The following is a 20,172-nucleotide window of genomic DNA, read 5'->3' on the forward strand; positions in this document are numbered from 1 at the left end:
ATGACGGTGGGGGGAAGGGAAGTTTCGGGGTCTCGCCATACGGGCGGGATCCGGACGGCCGGTGTCACCCGACCGTCCGAACGCGTCCTATGCCGAGCGGTCGAGCGCGCGCAGCGAACGGTCCGTGATCGAGCGCGCGCCGCGGCCGATCGCGATGGTGCCGGACTGGACGAGTTCCTTGATGCCGAACGGCTCCAGCATCTTCAGCATGGCCTCCAGCTTGTCACTGGAGCCGGTGGCCTCGATGGTGACGGCCTCCGGAGAGACGTCGACGGTCTTGGCGCGGAACAGCTGGACGATCTCCACGATCTGGGAGCGGGTCTCGTTGTCGGCGCGCACCTTCACCAGGACGAGTTCGCGCTGCACGGCCGAACCCGGCTCCAGCTCGACGATCTTGAGCACGTTGACGAGCTTGTTGAGCTGCTTCGTCACCTGCTCCAGCGGGAGGTCGGCGACGCTCACCACGATGGTGATGCGGGAGATGTCGGGGTGCTCGGTGACGCCCACCGCGAGCGAGTCGATGTTGAAGCCGCGGCGGGAGAACAGGGCGGCGATCCGGGCGAGGATGCCCGGCGTGTTCTCCACCAGGACGGAGAGCGTGTGCTTGGACATGGTCTTTTACGTCTCTCTCGCTCAGTCGTCTTCGTTGTCGCCGAAGTCGGGGCGCACGTCCCGGGCGGCCATGATCTCGTCGTTGGAGGTGCCGGCGGCGACCATCGGCCACACCATGGCGTCCTCGTGGACGATGAAGTCCACGACGACCGGGCGGTCGTTGATGGAGTTCGCCTCTTCGATGACCTTGTCGAGGTCGGCGGGGTCCTCACAGCGGATCGCGTAGCAGCCCATGGCCTCCGACAGCTTCACGAAGTCGGGGACGCGGGTGCCCCTGGCCTCCGGGTTGACGTCGTCGGGCCCGGAGTGCAGGACGGTGTTGGAGTAGCGCTGGTTGTAGAAGAGGGTCTGCCACTGGCGGACCATCCCGAGGGCGCCGTTGTTGATGATGGCGACCTTGATCGGGATGTTGTTCAGGGCGCAGGTGGTGAGTTCCTGGTTGGTCATCTGGAAGCAGCCGTCACCGTCGATCGCCCAGACGGTCCGGTCCGGGACCCCGGCCTTGGCGCCCATCGCCGCGGGGACCGCGTAGCCCATGGTTCCGGCGCCGCCGGAGTTCAGCCACGTGGCCGGCTTCTCGTACTGGATGTAGTGCGCGGCCCACATCTGGTGCTGGCCGACGCCGGCCGCGAAGACCGTGCCCTCGGGGGCGAGTTGGCCGATGCGCTCGATGACCTGCTGCGGGGACAGCGAGCCGTCCTCGGGCTGGTCGTAGCCGAGCGGGTAGGTGTCCCGCCAGCGGCTGAGGTCCTTCCACCAGGCGGTGTAGTCGCCCTTGTGGCCCTCGGCATGCTCCTTCTGGACGGCCTGGACCAGGTCGGCGATGACCTCGCGGGCATCCCCGACGATCGGCACGTCGGCCGCCCGGTTCTTGCCGATCTCGGCCGGGTCGATGTCGGCGTGGACGATCTTGGCGTACGGGGCGAAACTGTCCAGGTTGCCGGTGACACGGTCGTCGAAGCGGGCGCCGAGGGCGACGATCAGGTCGGCCTTCTGCAGCGCGGTGACGGCGGTGACCGCACCGTGCATGCCCGGCATTCCCACGTGCAGCGGGTGGCTGTCGGGGAATGCGCCGAGCGCCATCAGGGTGGTGGTGACGGGCGCTCCGGTGAGTTCCGCGAGGACCTTCAGCTCGGCGGTGGCGCCGGCCTTGATCACACCGCCGCCGACGTACAGGACCGGCCGCTTGGCGGAGGTGATCAGCTTCGCGGCCTCGCGGATCTGCTTTGCGTGCGGCTTGGTGACGGGCCGGTAGCCGGGCAGGTCCATGGCCGGCGGCCACGAGAAGGTGGTCCTCGCCTGGAGGATGTCCTTGGGGATGTCGACCAGGACCGGTCCCGGACGGCCGGTGGCGGCGATGTGGAACGCCTGCGCGATCGCCCGGGGGATGTCCTCCGCCTTGGTGACCAGGAAGCTGTGCTTGGTGATCGGCATGGTGATGCCGACGATGTCCGCCTCCTGGAAGGCGTCCGTGCCGATCGACTTGGAGACGACCTGACCGGTGATCGCGACGAGCGGCACCGAGTCCATCATCGCGTCGGCGATCGGCGTCACCAGATTGGTGGCACCGGGGCCGCTGGTCGCCATGCAGACGCCGACCTTGCCGGTGGCCTGCGCGTAACCGGTGGCCGCGTGTCCGGCCCCCTGCTCGTGGCGGACCAGCACGTGGCGCACCCGCTTGGAGTCCATCATCGGGTCGTACGCCGGCAGGATGGTGCCACCGGGAATGCCGAATACCGTGTCGGCGCCGACCTCCTCGAGCGAACGGATGAGGGACTGCGCACCCGTGACGTGCTCGGGGGCGGACTGGTGTCCTCCGGATCGGGGCCGCGGCTGCGGATGATGGGCCCCGGAGGCCTGCTCGGTCATCGGCATTCTCTTCTCGATGCTGAGGGTTTTTGCGAAGTTTGAGCGGAGTTTCGATGCTGCACGACTGGTGCCTGTGCAACAAAAAACCCCTCGTGCCGTAAGGCAAGCGAGGGGAGCGCGCCGGTGGTGGTCGCTGGGAGTTCCGGGTCTGTCCGGACGTCACCAGCTTCAGCCGACGCGCTTTCCAAGTACGAGAATTCGGGTGCGCATGGCACAGACCCTCCCCCCGGCGCACACCCGGTGTCAAGTGGGTGGGACGGGAGTCTCATTATGTGAGCGAAGGGCACTGCCGCCTCCGAGAACAGCGGGGACACCACTGGTGTACACCGCTGTGCCTCTTTTGGCTCGTTCACCTCCGGGACGCCCCTGCGGTTCTCTCGCGCCCCCGCCGGCGAACGCCGGCTCCACCGGCCCGTGCGGCACCGGATAGTGGCCGGAACTGAGCGCCCGGCGCAGCCGGTACTCGTCCAGCGGCCCGGAGAAGGCCATGCCCTGCCCGTGCGTGCATCCCATCGCCCGCAGTGCGACCACCTGCTCGGGCAGGTCCACGCCGTCGGCCACGGACTGGAGCCCGAGGTCGCCGGCGATCCGCAGCAGCCCACTGGTGATCTTGTGCAGCCGCGCCGACTCGACGACGCCCTCGACCAGCCCGCGGTCGAGCTTGAGGACGTCCACGGGGAGTCTGCGCAGCGCGGTGATCGCGGCGTACCCGCTGCCGAAGCCGTCCAGGGCCACCCGGACGCCGAGTCTGCGCAGGCCGCTCAGGCGGCGCTCCAGGTCGTCCAGCCCGATCCGGGGGTCGAGGTCGGACAGTTCGATGACGAGCGAGCCGGACGGCAGCCCGTGCCGGGTCAGCAGCGCCTCGATCGAGCCGAGCGGCATGGACCTGTCCAGCAGCCGGCGCGCGCTCATCCGGACCGCGATGGGCACGGCGAGCCCGGTCGCGGTGCGCTCGGCGGCCTGCTCGACGGCCTCCTCCAGCATCCAGCGGCCCAGCTCGGCGGTCTTGTCGCTGTCCTCGGCCACCCGCAGGAACTCGGCCGGCGTGAACAGCACCCCTTGCGAGGACCGCCAGCGCGCCTGGGCGGCGACCGATGCGATCCGGCCGTCCTCCAGAGACACCACCGGCTGGTGCAGCAGCGCGAACTCGCCGTCGTGCAGCGCGGCACGCAGCCGCGTGGCCAGCTCCGCCTTGCGTACGACGTCCTGCTGCATCTGCGGCCTGTAGAGCTCGACGCGGCCCTTGCCGCCCGCCTTCGCGCGGTACATGGCCAGGTCGGCGTTGCGCAGCAACTCCCCCGCGCCGAGGCCCGGTTCGGCGAAGGACACGCCGATGGAGGCGTTGACCCGGACATCGTTGCCGTCGATGAGGTACGGCTGGGACAGCGTCATCCTGAGGCGGTCGGCGAGCTCCAGGATGTGTCGTTCACGTGCCGTGCGGTCACGGGTGTTGTCCCCGACGATCAGGGCCGCGAACTCGTCGCCGCCCAGCCGGGAGGCGGTGTCGCCCTGCCGGACGGCCTCCTGGAGCCTGCGGGCGGCCTGGACGAGGAGCTCGTCCCCGGCCTGGTGCCCGATCGTGTCGTTGACGCCCTTGAAGCCGTCGAGGTCGATGAACAGGACGGCGGTGTTGCGCAGGGCGAGGCCCCGGTCGGAGGCCCGTCGGCCGGACAGGGCCTGCTGGACGCGCTTGGTGAACAGCGCGCGGTTGGGCAGGTCGGTGAGCGGGTCGTGCTCTGCGTTGTGCTGGAGCTGTGCCTGGAGACGCACTCTCTCGGTCACGTCCCGGCTGTTGAAGATGAGGCCGCCGTGGTGCCGGTTGACGGTCGACTCGACGTTGAGCCAGCCTCCCCCGCTCTCGGCGTCGCTTGAGCGGGAGGTGCCCCCGTTCCCGGACTTGAAGCGGCACTCGATGCGCGTAGTGGGTTCCTCGAGCGGGCTGGCGGCGAGGAAGCGGCGCACCTCGTGCACCACGCAGCCCAGGTCCTCCGGGTGGATGAGACTGGCCAGTTCCGATCCCACCAGATCCTCGGCGGTGCGGCCGTAGACCCCGGCGGCGGCCGGGGAGACGTACCGGAGGATGCCGTTGGGTGCGGCGATCATGATGACGTCGCTGGAGCCCTGCACCAGGGAACGGAAGTGGTTCTCCTTCTGCGCCAGTTCCTGGGTGAGGGTGATGTTGTCGAGCAGCATGATGCCCTGGCGCACCACGAGGGCCAGTACGACGGTGCCGCCGGTGATCAGCACCACGCGGTCGACGCTGCGGCCGTTGAGGACGTTGTAAAGGATCCCCAGGGTGCACACCGCGGCGGCGAGGTACGGCGTGAGCGCGGCCAGGGAGCCGGCGATCGGCCGGGTGACCGGGTACCGGGTGTGATCACCCCCCTGTGCGGGGTTGGGATGATGGCCCCCGCCCCGCTGTCCGGGCAGATGCTCGTGCACCACGCGTGTGTGCCCCGCCGGGCCGTGCCGGTCGCATTCCTCGGACCCGTGCCGGGGCGTGGCCCACGGGGCGTACGCCAGGAGCAGGGAGCCGGCGAACCAGCCCGCGTCGAGCAGCTGGCCGGAGCGGTAGCTGTTGTGCAGCAGCGGCGAGGTGAACAGGGCGTCGCACATCACGGTCAGGGCGAGCGCGCCGATCGCGGTGTTGACCGCGGTGCGGTTGGCCGAGGAGCGCCGGAAGTGCAGCGCGAGCACCATGCTGACCAGCGCGATGTCGAGCAGCGGGTAGGCCAGCGACAGCGCGGTGTGCGCCACGCTCGCCCCGCCTCCGGCGTCGATCTTGGCGGCCTGGGCCAGGGCGAGGCTCCAGGCCAGCGTCAGCAGCGAGCCGCCGATCAGCCAGGCGTCGAGCCCCAGGCAGACCCAGCCCGCCTTGGTCACCGGGCGCTTGGCCAGCACCAGGAGTCCCACGATGGCGGGCGGCGCGAAGCACAGGAAGAACCCGTCGGCGTAGGAGGGGCTGGGGACGGGCCGCTCCAGGACGACCTCGTACCACCCCCAGACCAGGTTGCCGAGGGCCGCCATGGCCGAGGAGAGGGCGAACAGCAGCCATGCGGGTCGAAAGCGGATACGGCGGCTTCTGGCGTAGCGGAAGCAGGACGCGGCGGCCGCTGCGGCCGCGGCCGCCAGCCCGAAGTCGCCCATGATCAGGGCCAGTTGCTCCGATCCCCAGCCGAACGCGGCACCGACGGCGTATCCCGCGCACGCCAGCGCCAGGGTCAGTTGCGGGAACAGTCCCGAGCCGTTGCCGCTCGACGAGGGACGAGGCAGCGTCACAGCCGACGGCCGCTGTGCCCGCAGCGCTCCGTCGAGCGTCGTCGTGGGGGGCGGTGGCGAGCTCACCGGTCCCTCCCGGTCCGCACCGCTCGCGGCTCCCGAGGGTCCCGTTGCAGCGGGGGCGCCTGCCGCCTGCGGCTGCTGTGCCTGCGCTGGTGATGGTTGTGACGGCAGCCGTGGATGCCGTGGTGGCCGCGTCTGCGCGCGGCCGCTCGCCAGGGTCGCCGCCGGCGACCCCGTCGCGTCGGATCGCTCGTCCATAGGCCGTGCATCGCCCGTCGCCCCCCTCACAAATCTGAAATGTCCATCCCCGGCGCCCCAAGCCACGCGGCGCTGCCCCTGTCGGGACGATACACCAGTCTCGTCACTCAGGGACATAGCACCTCTACGCTCCGTGACGACCAGCGCATATGCGAGTACGCACCGCTTCCGTGGGGTTGCGGACCGTACTCGAACCGGATTATGGGCTTGTTACGCGCGACACGCGCGGCGTCTTGGCGATACTCAACCCGTGAGCGTCACGTGTGCGTCGCGCCCGTCGTAAGGATCACGTTGCGCAACGGCTCCCGGTTCACGTGACGAGTCAACTGGTCCACCAGCAACCGCTTGGCGCGCGGCAGGAACGCGGACGTCGGACCGCCCACATGAGGGCTGATCAGCAGGCCCGGCGCCCGCCACAGGGGGTGCTCGCGCGGCAGCGGTTCGGGGTCGGTGACGTCGAGGGCGGCTGTGATGCGCCCGGTCTCCAGTTCGGCCAGCAGCGCCTTGGTGTCCACCACGCCTCCGCGGGCGACGTTGACCAGCAGCGCGCCGTCCTTCATACGGGCGAGGAAGCCGGCGTCGACCAGGTGACGGGTGGTTTCCGTCAAGGGCGTGGACAGGATGACGACGTCGGCTTCCGGAAGCAGAGCGGACAGTTCGGTGAGCGGATGCACTTCGCCGCGCGCCGTGGTGCGCTGCGAGCGCGCGACGCGCGCCACCCGCGCGACCTCGAACGGTGCGAGCCGGTCCTCGATGGCGGCGCCGATCGAGCCGTATCCCACGATGAGGACGTTCTTGTCCGCCAGCGCGGGACGGAAGCCGCCGAGCCACTCCCCCCTGTCCTGCGCCCGCACGAAGTCGGGGACGCCGCGCAGCGAGGCGAGGATCAGGGTGAGCGTGAGCTCGGCGGTGCTCGCCTCGTGCACTCCGCGCGCGTTGCACAGACGTACGCCGGGACGCAGGTGCTTGAGGCCCGGCTCCACGTGGTCGGTGCCGGCGGAGAGCGTCTGCACGACCTCCAGGTGCGTCATCTGCGGCAGGGGACGCTGTCCGAGACCGGGCGGCTTCATGTACGGGACGACGTAGAACGCGCACTGGGCCGGGTCCGCGGGGAATTCCTCGGCGCCGTTCCAGAAGCGGTAGGCGGGGCCCTCGGGCAGACCCTCGATCTCTTCCGGCGGGATGGGGAGCCACACGTCAGCAGTCATGGTCAGGAGGCTAGAGCCTTGAGGCGGATCAGGCCGAGGAAAGGTGACGGCACCCGATCTTCGCTGGTGAGCGGGATGGAGTGCCCGCGACCCCGGCGGCACCGTCGAGCGGGCCCTAGGTCGGGCGAACCGGAGCGCAGAGGTTAGGTTGGGGTGCCGGAAGAGGGAGGGTTACGGCCAGGTGGAGCGCAGGACGATCGGCGCGGCGGCACTCGCGGTGGGAGCCGTCGGGCTCGGGTGCATGCCGATGAGCTGGGCCTACAGCTCGTCGCGGCAGCGGGGCGAGGAGTCGGTCAGGGCGGTGCACCGGGCGCTCGATCTCGGCTCGACGCTGCTGGACACGGCCGACATGTACGGCCCGTTCACCAACGAGCTATTGGTGGGGCGGGTGTTGAAGGAACGTCGGCAGGACGCGTTCGTGTCGACCAAGGTCGGTCTGCTGGTCGGCGAACAGCACATCGTGGCCAACGGCCGCCCCGGCTATGTGAAACGTGCCTGCGACGCCTCCCTGCGCCGCCTCCAGACGGACGTGATCGACCTCTATCAACTGCACCGCGCCGACCCCGAGGTCCCCGTCGAGGAGACGTGGGGCGCGATGGCGGAACTCGTCCGGGCCGGAAAGGTGAGGGCGTTGGGGTTGTGCGCGGTGGGCGCGCGAGGTGGCCGCCGGCTCGGCACCCGCCTGCACGACGCGACGATCCGGCAGTTGCAGCGGGTGCAGCAGGTCTTTCCGGTGAGCGCGGTGCAGGCCGAGCTGTCGGTGTGGTCGCCCGAGGCTCTGGAGGCGCTGTTGCCGTGGTGCGAGGCCCGCGGGATCGGCTTCCTGGCGGCGATGCCGCTGGGCAACGGCTTCCTCACCGGCACGCTCACCCCGGGCCAGGGCTTCGAACCGGACGACGTACGGGCCCGGCACCCACGGTTCACCGCGGAGATGATGGCGTCGAACCAGCCGATCGTGGCCGGCCTGCGCCGCGTCGCGGCCCGGCACGGCGAGGAGGTCACGCCGGCGCAGGTGGCGCTGGCGTGGGCCCTCGCCCAGGGCCGGCACGTCGTCGCGACACCGGGCACCAAGCAGGAGCGCTGGGTGACGCAGAACGCGGGCGCCGAGGCGCTGCGGCTGTCCAGGCAGGACCTGGCCGAGGTGGCGGGGCTGCCGGGGGCGCAGGGATCCTGGGACTGACGGGGTGGCGCCGATTCGAGGTTCGCGGATCGGGAACCTCTGAGGCGCGAGCGGTGTAAGAACAGTAGAACCCGCCGCATCGAAGGGACCGTGATCGTGCAACGTCGAGCTGTGTCGGCCGTATTGGCCGCGGCCGCACTCCTGCTGACGGCCGGCTGCTCCTCCGGCGACGGGGACGCGCCGGGCAAGGGCGGAGACCGGGCGCCGAGCGGGACCACGGCCTCGCCCACCCGTCAGGCGGCCGAGACCCCGCCGGCAAAGGGCACGGTGAAGGTGGTACGCACGGTCGCCGAGGGCCTGAGCACCCCCTGGGGCCTGGCCCCGCTCCCCGACGGCGACCTGTTCGTCTCCTCCCGTGACGACGCCACGATCACCCGTGTCGACGGCGAGACCGGCAAGAAGACCGAACTGGGCGAGGTGCCGGGGGTCTCCCCGGCGGGCGAGGGCGGCCTCATGGGCCTGGCGCTGTCCCCGGACTACGCCTCCGACCACATGATCTACGCGTACTTCACCTCGGCCTCGGACAACCGCATCGTCCGCATGGTGTACGACGAGCAGCGGGCGGCCGGTGATCAGCTGGGGGCACCCGACACGGTCTTCAAGGGCATCCCCAAGGGCTACATCCACAACGGCGGCAGAATCGCCTTCGGCCCGGACAAGATGCTGTACGCGGGCACCGGGGAGAGCGGTGACACGGGCCTGTCCCAGGACAAGGAGTCCCTGGGCGGCAAGATCCTGCGGCTGACACCGGAGGGCGAGCCGGCGCCGGGCAATCCCTTCCCCGACTCCCCCGTGTACTCCTACGGCCACCGCAATGTGCAGGGCCTGGCCTGGGACTCCAAGCAGCTCCTGTTCGCCTCGGAGTTCGGCCAGGACACCTGGGACGAACTGAACGCGATCAAGCCGGGCGACAACTACGGCTGGCCGGAGGCCGAGGGCAAGTCGGACGACAGCGCGTTTCACAGCCCCCTGGCCCAGTGGGGCACCGATGACGCCTCCCCCAGCGGCATCGCCTACGCCGAGGGCTCGGTCTGGATGGCCGGGCTGAAGGGGCAGCGCCTGTGGCGCATCCCTCTGAACGGCACGGAGGCCTCGGCGGACCCGCAGGCCTTCCTGGAGGGTGAGTACGGCCGGCTGCGGACGGTCGTCGCGGCGGGCGGCGACAAGCTGTGGCTGGTGACCAGCAACACGGACGGGCGGGGCGACCCGAAGGACGGGGACGACCGGATCCTGGAGCTCCAGGTGACCTGAGCGGCGCCGACTTCTGGCTACGCCTTGCCGTCGGCTCCCTCTGCGCCCTCGGCCCCGTCGGCCTCGTCTCCCTCGGGCGAGGGCTCGGGCGGTCGCACGACGACCTTCCCGGAGGCGAGGTCTATCGGACCGCGTCCGGGGTCGTTGTCGCCGACATCCTCGCGGGTCAGTTCGAGGCGGTTCTGTTCGTCGCGGGTGTGCTTTCGGCCGGGGGCGAAGAGTTCCTCGAACGCGTTGAACACGGAACCTCCCGGAGTCGACGTCCCTTACAGCGTATGCCTCAGCCGCTCGTCCCTGAGGTGAGCGTCTCGGCCGGAAACAGCCCCATCCGGTGGGCCACGGCGGCGGCCTCGCCCCGCCCCGAGACGCCGAGCTTGCCGAGGATGTTCGACACGTGGACGCTGGCCGTCTTCGGGGAGATGAAGAGTTCCTCGGCGATCTGGCGGTTGGTGCGGCCGACGGAGACCAGGCGCAGGACGTCCCGTTCGCGGGTGGTGAGACCGAGGGAGTCGGCGGGGTCGGCCGTGGGCCGGTGCGGGGCCGCGGTGAGGCTGAGGCGGGCCCGCTGGGCCAGGTGGGACGCGGCGTCGGCGAGCGGGCGGGCGCCGAGGTGGGTGGCGGTGGCCCGGGTGAGGCGGAGCAGCTCGGTGGCGCGGGCGCGTTCGTCGTCGCCGCCGACGGCGAGCAGGGCCTCCGCCAGGCGGTGGCGGACCTGGGCGAGGTCGTAGGGGCGTTCCAGGGCCTCGAAGGCGGTGACCACGTCGGACCAGGTCTCGGTGGTGGTCCGGCCGTCGGCCCGGTCGAGTTCGGCCCGGGTCCACTTCTCGTACGCCAGCCATACGGGAGCGCCGGTGGTGAGTGTGCGGACGGCCTCGAAGAGGCGTTGCAGGAAGGCTGCGCGGCCCTCCTGCGCGGTGGGCAGTGCCTGGGCTCGGGCGTCGGACTCGGAGACCGCGGCGGCCAGCAGCACCGGCCATGCGTAGCGGTGGGTGCCGGGCGGGAAGCCGGCGTCCAGGGCCCGGTCGGCTTCCGCGCGGGCGTCCAGGAGGCGGCCCTCGGCGGCGGCCGTGCCCAGGGCGAGGAGGGACATCGGCAGGTTGTTCTGGGGCATGGGGTCGTGGGTGCCGTAGGAGGCACGGGCGGCGGCGAGATGGCGGGCGGCCTCGGCGATCTCACCGCGGGCGAGGGCGAGTTGGGCGAGCCGGTTGGAGGCTCCGCCGTGCGGCTTGGCGGACTGTCCTGTGCGCTGGGCGTTCACCGCGGCCTCGGCGGCCTCGTCCCACTGGCCCAGCGAGATCAGCGACTCGGCGAGGTTCGTCCACATCCAGGCCTCGGAGTCGCGCAGGCCCCACTCCTGGGTGAGGTGCAGTCCCTCGCGCAGGATGACGACGGCCTCCTGCGAGCGGCCGATGCCTTCGAGGGCGGAAGGGAGGTTCACATGGCTGCGGCCCACGACCGCGGTGAGGCCGCGGGTCAGTACCTCCTTCTTGACCTCGTACATCTGGGTCAGTCCGGCGTCGATGTCACCGGATTCGACCATGAGGCCGCCGAGGGTGAGGCGCGCGTTGAGTTCGATGTCCTCGGCGCCCACCATGCGGGCGTACTCGACGGCCCGCTCGGCGGCCGACATGGCGTCGGGGCCGGGGGCGCGCAGCATCGACCAGTTGGCCGCGGTGGCCAGCACCTCGGCGTGCACCTCGGACGGCGGCAGGCCGCGCACCAGCTCCTGGGCGGTGCCGAGTTCCTTCCAGCCGTCGCCGCGGGCCATGGCCTGCACCAGCCGGGAGCGCTGGACCCAGAACCAGGCGGCGCGCAGGGGTTCGCCGTCGTCCTCCAGCAGGTGCAGTGCCCGCTTGGTGATCTTCAGGGCACGTTCGCGTTCCCCGCAGCGCCGGCCGGCGACGGCGGCCTCGGCCATCAGGTCGAGATAGCGCAGCGCAGTGGTGGTGGGGTCGCAGCCGCAGGGAGGGTAGACCTCGGTGTAGTCGACCGGGCGCAGCGTGGCGCGGATGTCCTCGGGGGCGGAGTCCCAGAGCTCCATCGCGCGTTCCAGCAGCCGTAGTTGCTCGGAGTGGGCGTGCCGGCGGCGGGCGGTGACGGAGGCGTCCAGGACGGCGGGCAGGGCCTTGGCGGGGTCGTGGGCGTGGTACCAGTAGCTGGCCAGCCGCATGACGCGCTCGCCGGCCGGGACGAGCGTCGGGTCGGCCTCCAGGGCCTGGGCGTAGCGGCGGTTGAGGCGGGAGCGTTCGCCGGGAAGCAGGTCGTCGCCGACGGCCTCGCGGACCAGGGAGTGCCGGAAGCGGTAGCCGTCGTCGCCGGGCGCGGCGATGAGGATGTTGGCGCCCACGGCGGCCCGCAGCGCCTCGATGAGGTCGTCCTCGGCGAGCTGGGCGACGGCCGCCAGCAGCCGGTACTCGACGGTGGAGCCGCCCTCGGCGACGATCCTGGCGACCCGCTGGGCGCTCTCGGGCAGCCTCTCGACACGGACCAGGAGCAGGTCGCGCAGGGAGTCGGTGAGTCCGGTGCAGCTGCCCTCGTGGGCGGCGACGGCGAGTTCCTCGACGAAGAAGGCGTTGCCGTCGGAGCGTTCGAAGATCTCGTCGACCTGGGCCGGGTCGGGTTCGCAGGCCAGGATGCCGGCGATCTGGCGGCCGACCTCGGCGCGGTTGAAGCGGCCGAGTTCGATCCGGCGGACGGTGCGCAGCCGGTCGAGTTCGGCGAGGAGGGGGCGCAGCGGGTGGCGGCGGTGGATGTCGTCGGAGCGGTAGGTCGCGAGGACGATCAGTCGGCCGGTACGCAGGGTGCGGAAGAGGTAGGCGAGGAGGTGGCGGGTGGAGGCGTCGGCCCAGTGCAGGTCTTCCAGGGCCACGACGACCGTGCGGCCCGCGGCGACGCGTTCCAGGAGGCGGGCGGTGAGTTCGAAAAGGCGGGCCATGCCCTCCTCGTCGGAGCGGTCGGGTCCGCCCGAAGGAGTGCTCTCGCCCAACTCGGGCAGTAGCCTGGCCAGTTCCTCCTCCTGCCCGGCTGTCGCGGCGGCCAGCTCGTCGGGCAGTTCGCGGCGCAGGGCACGCAGCGCGGTGGAGAACGGGGCGAACGGCAGGCCGTCGGCGCCGATCTCGACACAGCCGCCGAGCACGACGACGGCGCCCTCACGGGCGGCTGCGGACGCGAACTCCTCGACGAGCCGGGTCTTGCCGACCCCGGCCTCACCGCCGAGCACCCATGCCTGCGGCTCGCCCGCGGCGGCACGGGCGAGCGCGTCGTTCAGCGTCTCCAACTCGGCCGTACGGCCGACGAACACGGGACTTACGGACCTGCTCTCCACGGGGGCGAGCATCGCACGCGGCACGGACAGGAGGGCACCGGTTTTCGCCGGGCCCGGCGCGGGGCCCGCGGTCGTACGGGGGCTGCCGCCCCCGTACCCCCGCTTCGGCCCTGAAGGGGCCTCGTCCTCAAGCGCCGGACGGGCTGATATTGCCTGGACCGGCTTCGCGTGCCGTGCGGCACGGATCGGCGGGGTGGGACCGCCGTGGGCCGTCACGCGGCGCGTGGAGGCCGGTGCCTGCGGAGGCGGGACGTATGAGACTCCGGCTCCTCGGCGGCCTGGACGGCGCGTTCCCGGCGGCGGGCCGCCCGGCGGCCCCGGACGGCCTCGCGGACCAGGCGCTCGTGCTCGGCCCGGCGGATCAGTTCGGCGGAACGGATGTGGTGGAGTTCGTACCCGTACATGGTCGATCCCTCGTTTTCCTGGTGAGAGGTGGTTTCCTGCGTCGCTTTCCGCGATGCCTCAACCTTCCTCTCCCAGGGGGGTCCGCCACATCGGGAGAGTTCCGCATCTTCGCCCGCCGAAGGGGCCTCAGACATGCGTAAGGGGCCTCAGGGCGCCGTCTAAGGTGCTTACGGCGGCTCTGAGGCCCCTTCGGATCTGCGGTGACTCAGCCTGCCGAGGGCAGGCCGAGCAGTGCGTCGGTGTACTTGAGGACGGCCAGCAGGAGGCCGATGACGCCCAGTGCGACGCCGCCCCAGGCGACCGACTTGATCCACACGGCCTGAGGCTTGCCGGGCGTCCCGAACGCGGGACGGGCCAGCACCACGACGCCGACGATCAGCGCGGCCAGCGCGAACACGCCGGCCCACAGCGCGGAGGTCTGCCAGGCGTCGCCGTAGACCTCCTTGATCTGCTGGGACACGCTCGCGTTGGAGGCGGTCTCCAGCTGGCCGATGAGGGTCTCGCGCGCGGCGGCGACCGTGCCGATCCAGCCGCCGGTCAGGGAGACGAGGCCGAGTGCCGCGGAGACGACCGCTGCGGCGCCCTGGCCGACACCGGCGGGGGCCGCTTCCGTCGCCTCGGCGGCCACCTCCTCATCGCTCTCTTCGGTCTCCGCCGCCTCGTCGGCAGCGGTGGAGTCGGTGGCGTCGGCCGTCTTGGTGACGTCCACCTTCTCCTCGTCGGTCTTCGCGTCGGTGCCCGTCTCGGCCCCGGTCTCGTCCACTGTCTTCGTTCCCATGCCTCGCACCGTACGGACGCTGTCTGAGAGCTTTCTTAATGATCCCTGTGAGCGGCACGCGCGCGTGCCTGACGCCACTCGGGGGCCAGAATCGACCACACCTCGAGGTCGTGCCGCACCCCACGATAGGGGTAGCTCTCCCTGCGCACGCCCTCCCGGGTCAGCCCGAGTCGTCGTGCCACGTTCAGGCTCGGCGTGTTCCCGGCGGCGGCGATCCACTCGACGCGGTGGATGCCGCGCCGTTCGATCGCGAAGTCGATGAGCACGTGCATCGCGCGTGTGACGAGCCCGCGTCCGGTGCCGGCGGGTTCCAGCCAGCAGCCGACCTCGCAGTTGGCGTTCGCGGCGTCGAAGTTCAGGAACAGCACCCCGCCGACCAGCTTCCCGTCCAGCCACAGGCCGTGCAGGGAGCCGGTGTCGGCGGCGCGCATGTCGGCGTAGCGCTGGAGCGCCTCGCGTGCGGAGTCCACGTCCGTGGCCTGCGCCCCGAAGGGGATGTACTGGTTGATGAACTCCCGTCCGCGCTCCAGGTGGGCCAGGAACTCCTCGGCGTGCCAGGGCTCCAGCGGGCGCAGTTCGGCTCCGTCGTCACCCAGCGATATCGCGTACATCCCGCTGTCGCTCCTCCTCGGCCAGCACGTCCGCCACCTCGGCGTCCGTCGCGGCGGCCAGCCTCTCATGGGCGGCGCGGGACTCGGGCGGCTCGATGCTGATGCGGGGCATGCGCTTGTCGAGCCAGCGCGGCAGCCACCAGTTGGCGCCGCCGAGCATGTGCATGAGGGCGGGGACCAGGAGCGTGCGCAGGACGAAGGCGTCCAGGGCGACGGCTGCGGCCAGCGCTATGCCGAACATGGCGATCACGCGGTCGCCGCTGAGGACGAAGGCGAGGAAGACCGAGATCATGATGACCGCCGCGGAGTTGATCACCCGGCCGGTCTCGGCTAGGCCGATCCGGACGGCGCGCCGGTTGTCGCCGGTCTCCAGCCACTCCTCGTACATCCGGCTGACCAGGAAGACCTGGTAGTCCATGGACAGGCCGAAGAGCACCGAGACCATGATCACCGGGAGGAACGGTTCGATCGGGCCCGCCCGGCCCAGCCCCAGCAGTTCGCTGCCCCAGCCCCACTGGAAGATCGCGACGACCACTCCGAAGGCGGCGGCGACGGCGGCCACGTTCATCGCGGCGGCCTTCAGGGGAATGCCGACCGAGCGGAAGGCGAGCAGGAGCAGCAGACACCCCAGGCCGATGACGACCCCGACGAACAGCGGCAGCTTGCCGACGATCACGTCGGCGAAGTCGTCGTAGCCGGCGGTCATGCCGCCGACCTGCACGTCGAGCGAGGTACCGGTCTCGGCGCGAGGCAGGACGTCGCCGCGCAGCCGGTCCACCAGGTCGCTGGTCTGCTGCGACTGCGGGGAGGACTCGGGTACGACGGTGAGGTACGCGGTGTCGCCGCCGGCGTTGTAGGTCACCGGGGTCACCGACGCGACGCCCTCGGTGTTCCGCAGAGCGGCGTCGAGGTTGTCCAGGGCGAGCTTGTCGTCGCCGCCGTCGACCTCGGTGACCAGGGTGAGCGGGCCGTTCACGCCGGGCCCGAATCCGTCGGCGAGGAGGTCGTAGGCCTGGCGGGTGGTGGAGGTCTGCGGGCCGTTGCCCTGGTCGGAGGTGCCCAGGCGCAGCCCGAGGGTGGGCAGTGCGAGGACCGTGATGACGGCCAGGGCGATGGCGCCGAGCACCTTCGGGTGGCGCTCCACGAACGCCGACCAGCGCGCGGCGAACCCGGTGGGCACCTCGGGCTCGGGGCCGTGCTCGGCCAGCCGGCGCCGCTCGCGGCGGCTGAGGGCGCGCATGCCGATGAACGACAGCAGGGCGGGCAGCAGGGTCACGGAGGCGGTGACCGTGAGGACCACGGTCAGCGAGGCGGCGATCGCGACGCCGCCCAGGAAGCTCAGCTGCAGGATCAGCATCCCGAGCAGGGCTATGCACACCGTCGCTCCTGCGAACACCACCGCTCGTCCGGTGGTCGCCACGGCGTTCGTGATCGACTCGGTGACGGACAGCCCGCGTTTCAGTCCGCGCCGGTGTCTGGTGACGATGAACAGGGCGTAGTCGATGCCCACGCCCAGCCCGATGAGCATCCCGAGCATCGGCGCGAAGTCGGCCACGGTCATGGCGTGCCCGAGGAGGGCGATGCCGGCGTAGGCGGTGCCGACGCTGACCAGAGCGGTGGCGATGGGCAGCAGGGAGGCGGCGAGCGAGCCGAAGGCGAGGAACAGCACGACCGCGGCGACGGCCACGCCGACGATCTCGGCGATGTGCCCGCCGCTCGGTTCGGTGAGCCCGATGGCGCTGCCGCCCAGCTCCACCTGGAGCCCGTCGGTCTCGGCGTCCTTGGCCGCTGATACGACCGCCTGCGCCTCGCCCTTGTCGATGTTCTCGGCGCTGTCGTCGAAGGTGACGGTGGCGTACGCCGTGTGCCCGTCCCCGCTGATCTGGACGGAGCCGGGCTTGTCGTAGGGGCTGCCCACGGCCGCGACACCGGGCAGTCCGGCGATCTCGTCCAGGGTCCGCGTCATGGCCTGTTCGACGTCGGTGGCGCGGACGGTGCCGGACGGGGTGTGCCAGACGACGGTGTCGCTGTCGCCGCCCAGGCCGGGGAAGCCGTCCTGAAGGAGCTGCGTGGCACGGCCGGACTCGGTGCCCGGGACCTCGTAGTCGTTCGAGTACGCGGTGCCCGTCACGGCGGCGGCCGCGGTCACCCCGCCGAAGGCGAGGAGCCAGAGCAGTACGGCGACGAGGCGGCGTTGGACACACCAGCGTGCTAGAGCTGCCACGAACGTGCTCCCGGGGACGATTTATGGATCTTTGACCGGGATCAGTCGTTCAGAAAATGAACAGCCCGCAAAGAACGCATGAGCGATGTGATGCAAACTCTCGCAAACGAGGGAGATCATTTGCCCTGTTCGTGGGCTTATTCACAGGAGTGGGAGGCAGATCACAGGACAGTAACGGTCACCCTGTCGTTGCCGAGTGGCAGCTGTCACATCAGTCGAACTGGTCTCCGAGCGCCATCACCATCACTCCGGCCACGAGCACCCACAGCGCCCGCCGGGTGCGCCCCCGGGAGCCGAGGAACGCGGCGAACGCGCAGAAGCCGGCACCGAAGGCGTAGGCCGCCGGAACGAGAGCCGGGGCCGAGCCCGTGACCCGCAGCACCGCGGCGGCCAGCCCGGCGAGAGCGAGCAGCGCCCCGCTCCCGGCGGCCGTCCAGCGGGCCCGCCGCGCCACGTACTCCGGATCGCCGGGGTCCTCAAGATCCTCAAGGTCCTCGACGTCCTGGGCACTCTCGGCGTGCTGCTCCTCCCCCGTCTCGGATATCTCGGAATCACCGCGTCCACTCATGGCGGGCGAGCGTAGCGCGTCGCGCCGGGAAACCCGATGCGGGGCCGTGCGGCCCGCTGTTGGTTTCCGGAGGTCGACCGTCCCGCGACACACCGCCGCCGACCTGGGCAGGTGCGTTGTTTGAGCGTCGGACCGAGTTGTTTGAGCGTCGGACCGAGCTCCTCCGTATCCCTTTCCGCTTCCCCGGACTCAAGGAGCCCGTTCACCGATGCCAGACATCACCCCGAGGACCTCGGACGAGGACCTCGCCAAGCGCCTGACCCACCCCGGCCACCCGCGCAGTAACAGCTACGACCCCCGCTGGGTCGTCGAGAACCAGATGGGCCCCAACGCCCTCTGGCTGCTGGAGTGGCTGGCCCCCGCCCTCGGCCTGGACACCTTGCGCCCGTGCGCCCGTGTCCTGGACCTGGGCTGCGGCCGGGCAATGACCTCCGTCTTCCTGGCCAGGGAGTACGACGCCCAGGTCACTGCCGCCGACCTGTGGATCGAGCCCGACGACAACGCCCGGCGCGTGGCGGAGGCCGGTTTCGCCGACCGGGTCCTGCCCGTCAAGGCCGAGGCCCACGATCTGCCGTTCGCCGAAGGCAGCTTCGACACGATCGTCAGCGTGGACGCGTATCAGTACTTCGGCACCGACGATCTCTACCTGCCCACGCTCACCCGGCTGTTGAAGCCGGGCGGCCGGATCGGCGTCGTCGTGCCGGCGCTGCGGGAGGAGCCGGACGGCCTCGAACCGCCGGAGCACCTCGCACCGTGGTGGGAGCCCGACTACTGGTGCTTCCACTCCGCCGACTGGTGGCGCCGCCACTGGACCCGCAGCGGGGCCGTCGAGGTCGAGGCCGCCGACTGGCTGGACGAGGGCTGGCGGGACTGGCTGCTGTGGTGCGAGGTGGTCGCCGAGGAGAGCCCGGAGGAGTTCCACCGCACGACGGCCCGCAGGGTCGGCGAGATGGTGCGGCGGGACGAGGGCCGCGCGCTGGGCTTCGTACGGCTGGTGGGTCGCCGCGTACGATGACGCGCCGAGGGGGACGCATCACGGTCGATGCGTCCCCCTCGCGGTGTACGGCTACCGGGTCAGCCCTCGCTGACGCCCAGCTTCTGAAGGATCAGCTCCTTGACGCGGGCCGCGTCGGCCTGCCCCCGGGTCGCCTTCATGACCGCGCCGACCAGGGCACCGGCCGCGGCGACCTTGCCGGAGCGGATCTTGTCGGCGATGCCCGGGTTGCCGGCGATGGCCTCGTCGACGGCGGCACCCAGGGCGCCCTCGTCGGAGACGACCTTCAGACCGCGCTTGTCGACGACCTCGTCCGGGGTGCCCTCGCCCGCGAGAACGCCCTCGATGACCTGACGGGCCAGCTTGTCGTTCAGGTCGCCCTTCGAGACCAGCTCGGAGACGCGGGCGACCTCGACCGGCGTGATCGACAGCTCGTCCAGCGGCTTGCCCGACTCGTTGGCGCTGCGCGCCAGTTCACCCATCCACCACTTGCGGGCGGAGGCGGCGTCGGCACCGGCGTCGATCGTGGCGACGATCGGGTCCAGGGCACCGGCGTTGAGGATCGCCTGCATGTCGAGGGCGGTGATGCCCCACTCCGCGAGGAGCCGGGTACGACGGGCCAGCGGCAGCTCGGGCAGGGCCGCCCGGATCTCCTCGACCCACTCGCGCGAGGGGGCGACGGGGACCAGGTCGGGCTCCGGGAAGTACCGGTAGTCCTCGGCCTCCTCCTTCACGCGGCCCGAGGTCGTCGACCCGGTGTCCTCGTGGAAGTGACGGGTCTCCTGGACGATCGTGCCGCCGGACGACAGCACGGCCGCGTGCCGCTGGATCTCGAAGCGGGCCGCGCGCTCCACGGACCGCAGCGAGTTGACGTTCTTCGTCTCCGAGCGGGTGCCGAACTTCTCGGTGCCGTTCGGGCGCAGCGACAGGTTCACGTCACAGCGCATCTGGCCCATCTCCATCCGGGCCTCGGAGACACCGAGCGCCCGGATGAGCTCGCGCAGCTCACGGACGTACGCCTTCGCCACCTCGGGAGCACGCTCGCCCGCGCCCTCGATCGGCTTGGTGACGATCTCGATGAGCGGGATGCCGGCGCGGTTGTAGTCGAGCAGCGAGTGCGAGGCGCCGTGGATACGGCCCGTCGCGCCGCCGACGTGCGTCGACTTGCCGGTGTCCTCCTCCATGTGGGCGCGCTCGATCTCCACGCGGAAGGTCTCGCCGTCCTCCAGCTGCACGTCGAGGAAGCCGTTGAAGGCGATCGGCTCGTCGTACTGGGAGGTCTGGAAGTTCTTCGGCATGTCCGGATAGAAGTAGTTCTTCCGGGCGAAGCGGCACCACTCGGCGATCTCGCAGTTCAGCGCGAGACCGATCTTGATCGCGGACTCGACGCCGGTCGCGTTGACGACCGGGAGCGCGCCGGGCAGGCCGAGGCAGGTGGGACAGGTCTGCGTGTTGGCGTCCTGGCCGAGCTCGGTCGAACAGCCGCAGAACATCTTGGTCTTGGTGCCGAGTTCGACATGGACCTCAAGGCCCATGACGGGGTCGTACGACGCGAGTGCGTCCTCGTACGACACCAGGTCGGTCGTGGTGGTCACGGTGAAACTTCC

The 20,172-nt window shown here is 71.0% G+C and carries 15 protein-coding genes; 3 read left to right on the plus strand and 12 right to left on the minus strand.

Features of this window, described 5'->3' with window-relative positions; all coding sequences use genetic code 11:
- Positions 1-87 precede the first annotated feature (87 nt).
- The 4 genes from ilvN to AC3ETA_RS38470 form a co-directional block, all read right to left on the minus strand.
- Positions 88-612 carry an acetolactate synthase small subunit gene (ilvN, locus tag AC3ETA_RS38455; RefSeq protein WP_007496172.1) on the minus strand — a complete coding sequence of 175 codons (525 nt, stop codon included), beginning with the start codon at positions 610-612 and terminating at the stop codon, positions 88-90.
- A 21-nt stretch (positions 613-633) separates the two neighbouring features.
- Positions 634-2,481 (minus strand): acetolactate synthase large subunit, encoded by a 1,848-nt coding sequence (locus AC3ETA_RS38460; protein WP_432197544.1) that lies wholly within the window; start codon positions 2,479-2,481, stop codon positions 634-636.
- A gap of 243 nt (positions 2,482-2,724) precedes the next feature.
- Positions 2,725-5,826, minus strand: a complete 3,102-nt coding sequence (locus AC3ETA_RS38465) for a putative bifunctional diguanylate cyclase/phosphodiesterase (RefSeq protein WP_432197545.1) — start codon at positions 5,824-5,826, stop codon at positions 2,725-2,727.
- Positions 5,827-6,278: 452 nt separating this feature from the next.
- Complete coding sequence (locus AC3ETA_RS38470; RefSeq protein ID WP_432197546.1) at positions 6,279-7,229, minus strand: 2-hydroxyacid dehydrogenase; 951 nt, start codon at positions 7,227-7,229, stop codon at positions 6,279-6,281.
- Positions 7,230-7,410: 181 nt separating this feature from the next.
- Here AC3ETA_RS38470 and AC3ETA_RS38475 point away from each other — a divergent pair, with 181 nt between their 5' ends.
- Both AC3ETA_RS38475 and AC3ETA_RS38480 read left to right on the plus strand, forming a co-directional pair.
- On the plus strand, positions 7,411-8,409 hold the full coding sequence (locus tag AC3ETA_RS38475; RefSeq protein WP_432197547.1) for an aldo/keto reductase: 999 nt from the start codon (positions 7,411-7,413) through the stop codon (positions 8,407-8,409).
- Positions 8,410-8,520: 111 nt separating this feature from the next.
- Positions 8,521-9,660, plus strand: a complete 1,140-nt coding sequence (locus AC3ETA_RS38480; protein WP_432197548.1) for a PQQ-dependent sugar dehydrogenase — start codon at positions 8,521-8,523, stop codon at positions 9,658-9,660.
- 17 nt (positions 9,661-9,677) lie between these two features.
- Here the strand turns inward: AC3ETA_RS38480 and AC3ETA_RS38485 are convergent, their stop codons facing one another.
- The 7 genes from AC3ETA_RS38485 to AC3ETA_RS38515 all read right to left on the minus strand — a co-directional run bounded on the left by AC3ETA_RS38485 (position 9,678) and on the right by AC3ETA_RS38515 (position 17,571).
- A complete protein-coding gene (locus AC3ETA_RS38485; RefSeq protein ID WP_432197549.1) occupies positions 9,678-9,902 on the minus strand; it encodes a DUF6191 domain-containing protein in 225 nt (74 codons plus the stop codon).
- 38 nt (positions 9,903-9,940) lie between these two features.
- Positions 9,941-12,997, minus strand: coding sequence for a helix-turn-helix transcriptional regulator (locus AC3ETA_RS38490; protein ID WP_432197582.1), 3,057 nt, complete (start codon positions 12,995-12,997; stop codon positions 9,941-9,943).
- A gap of 200 nt (positions 12,998-13,197) precedes the next feature.
- Complete coding sequence (locus tag AC3ETA_RS38495) at positions 13,198-13,389, minus strand: hypothetical protein (RefSeq protein ID WP_432197550.1); 192 nt, start codon at positions 13,387-13,389, stop codon at positions 13,198-13,200.
- Positions 13,390-13,595: 206 nt separating this feature from the next.
- Positions 13,596-14,168 (minus strand): hypothetical protein, encoded by a 573-nt coding sequence (locus AC3ETA_RS38500; protein WP_432197551.1) that lies wholly within the window; start codon positions 14,166-14,168, stop codon positions 13,596-13,598.
- 35 nt (positions 14,169-14,203) lie between these two features.
- Positions 14,204-14,779 carry a GNAT family N-acetyltransferase gene (locus AC3ETA_RS38505; RefSeq protein ID WP_432197552.1) on the minus strand — a complete coding sequence of 192 codons (576 nt, stop codon included), beginning with the start codon at positions 14,777-14,779 and terminating at the stop codon, positions 14,204-14,206.
- A complete protein-coding gene (locus AC3ETA_RS38510) occupies positions 14,757-17,003 on the minus strand; it encodes an MMPL family transporter (protein ID WP_432197553.1) in 2,247 nt (748 codons plus the stop codon). The genes AC3ETA_RS38505 and AC3ETA_RS38510 overlap by 23 nt, the downstream gene beginning before the upstream one ends.
- 211 nt (positions 17,004-17,214) lie before the next feature.
- Complete coding sequence (locus tag AC3ETA_RS38515) at positions 17,215-17,571, minus strand: hypothetical protein (RefSeq protein ID WP_432197554.1); 357 nt, start codon at positions 17,569-17,571, stop codon at positions 17,215-17,217.
- A 208-nt stretch (positions 17,572-17,779) separates the two neighbouring features.
- Between AC3ETA_RS38515 and AC3ETA_RS38520 the strand changes: the two genes are divergently transcribed.
- Positions 17,780-18,586 carry an SAM-dependent methyltransferase gene (locus tag AC3ETA_RS38520; RefSeq protein WP_432197555.1) on the plus strand — a complete coding sequence of 269 codons (807 nt, stop codon included), beginning with the start codon at positions 17,780-17,782 and terminating at the stop codon, positions 18,584-18,586.
- A gap of 59 nt (positions 18,587-18,645) precedes the next feature.
- Here AC3ETA_RS38520 and gatB read toward each other — a convergent pair whose 3' ends face one another.
- Positions 18,646-20,160 (minus strand): Asp-tRNA(Asn)/Glu-tRNA(Gln) amidotransferase subunit GatB, encoded by a 1,515-nt coding sequence (gene gatB / locus AC3ETA_RS38525; protein WP_432197556.1) that lies wholly within the window; start codon positions 20,158-20,160, stop codon positions 18,646-18,648.
- Positions 20,161-20,172: the final 12 nt, after the last annotated feature.

The sequence above is a fragment of the Streptomyces sp. bgisy027 genome (genome assembly GCF_057710365.1).

Coding starts and splice junctions, on each gene's coding strand:
- ilvN (WP_007496172.1), bottom strand. CDS start 612: ATGTCCAAGCACACGCTCTCCGTCCTGGTGGAGAACACGCCGGGCATC.
- AC3ETA_RS38460 (WP_432197544.1), bottom strand. CDS start 2,481: ATGACCGAGCAGGCCTCCGGGGCCCATCATCCGCAGCCGCGGCCCCGA.
- AC3ETA_RS38470 (WP_432197546.1), bottom strand. CDS start 7,229: ATGACTGCTGACGTGTGGCTCCCCATCCCGCCGGAAGAGATCGAGGGT.
- AC3ETA_RS38490 (WP_432197582.1), bottom strand. CDS start 12,997: ATGCTCGCCCCCGTGGAGAGCAGGTCCGTAAGTCCCGTGTTCGTCGGC.
- AC3ETA_RS38495 (WP_432197550.1), bottom strand. CDS start 13,389: ATGTACGGGTACGAACTCCACCACATCCGTTCCGCCGAACTGATCCGC.
- AC3ETA_RS38500 (WP_432197551.1), bottom strand. CDS start 14,168: ATGGGAACGAAGACAGTGGACGAGACCGGGGCCGAGACGGGCACCGAC.
- AC3ETA_RS38505 (WP_432197552.1), bottom strand. CDS start 14,779: ATGTACGCGATATCGCTGGGTGACGACGGAGCCGAACTGCGCCCGCTG.
- AC3ETA_RS38515 (WP_432197554.1), bottom strand. CDS start 17,571: ATGAGTGGACGCGGTGATTCCGAGATATCCGAGACGGGGGAGGAGCAG.
- AC3ETA_RS38520 (WP_432197555.1), top strand. CDS start 17,780: ATGCCAGACATCACCCCGAGGACCTCGGACGAGGACCTCGCCAAGCGC.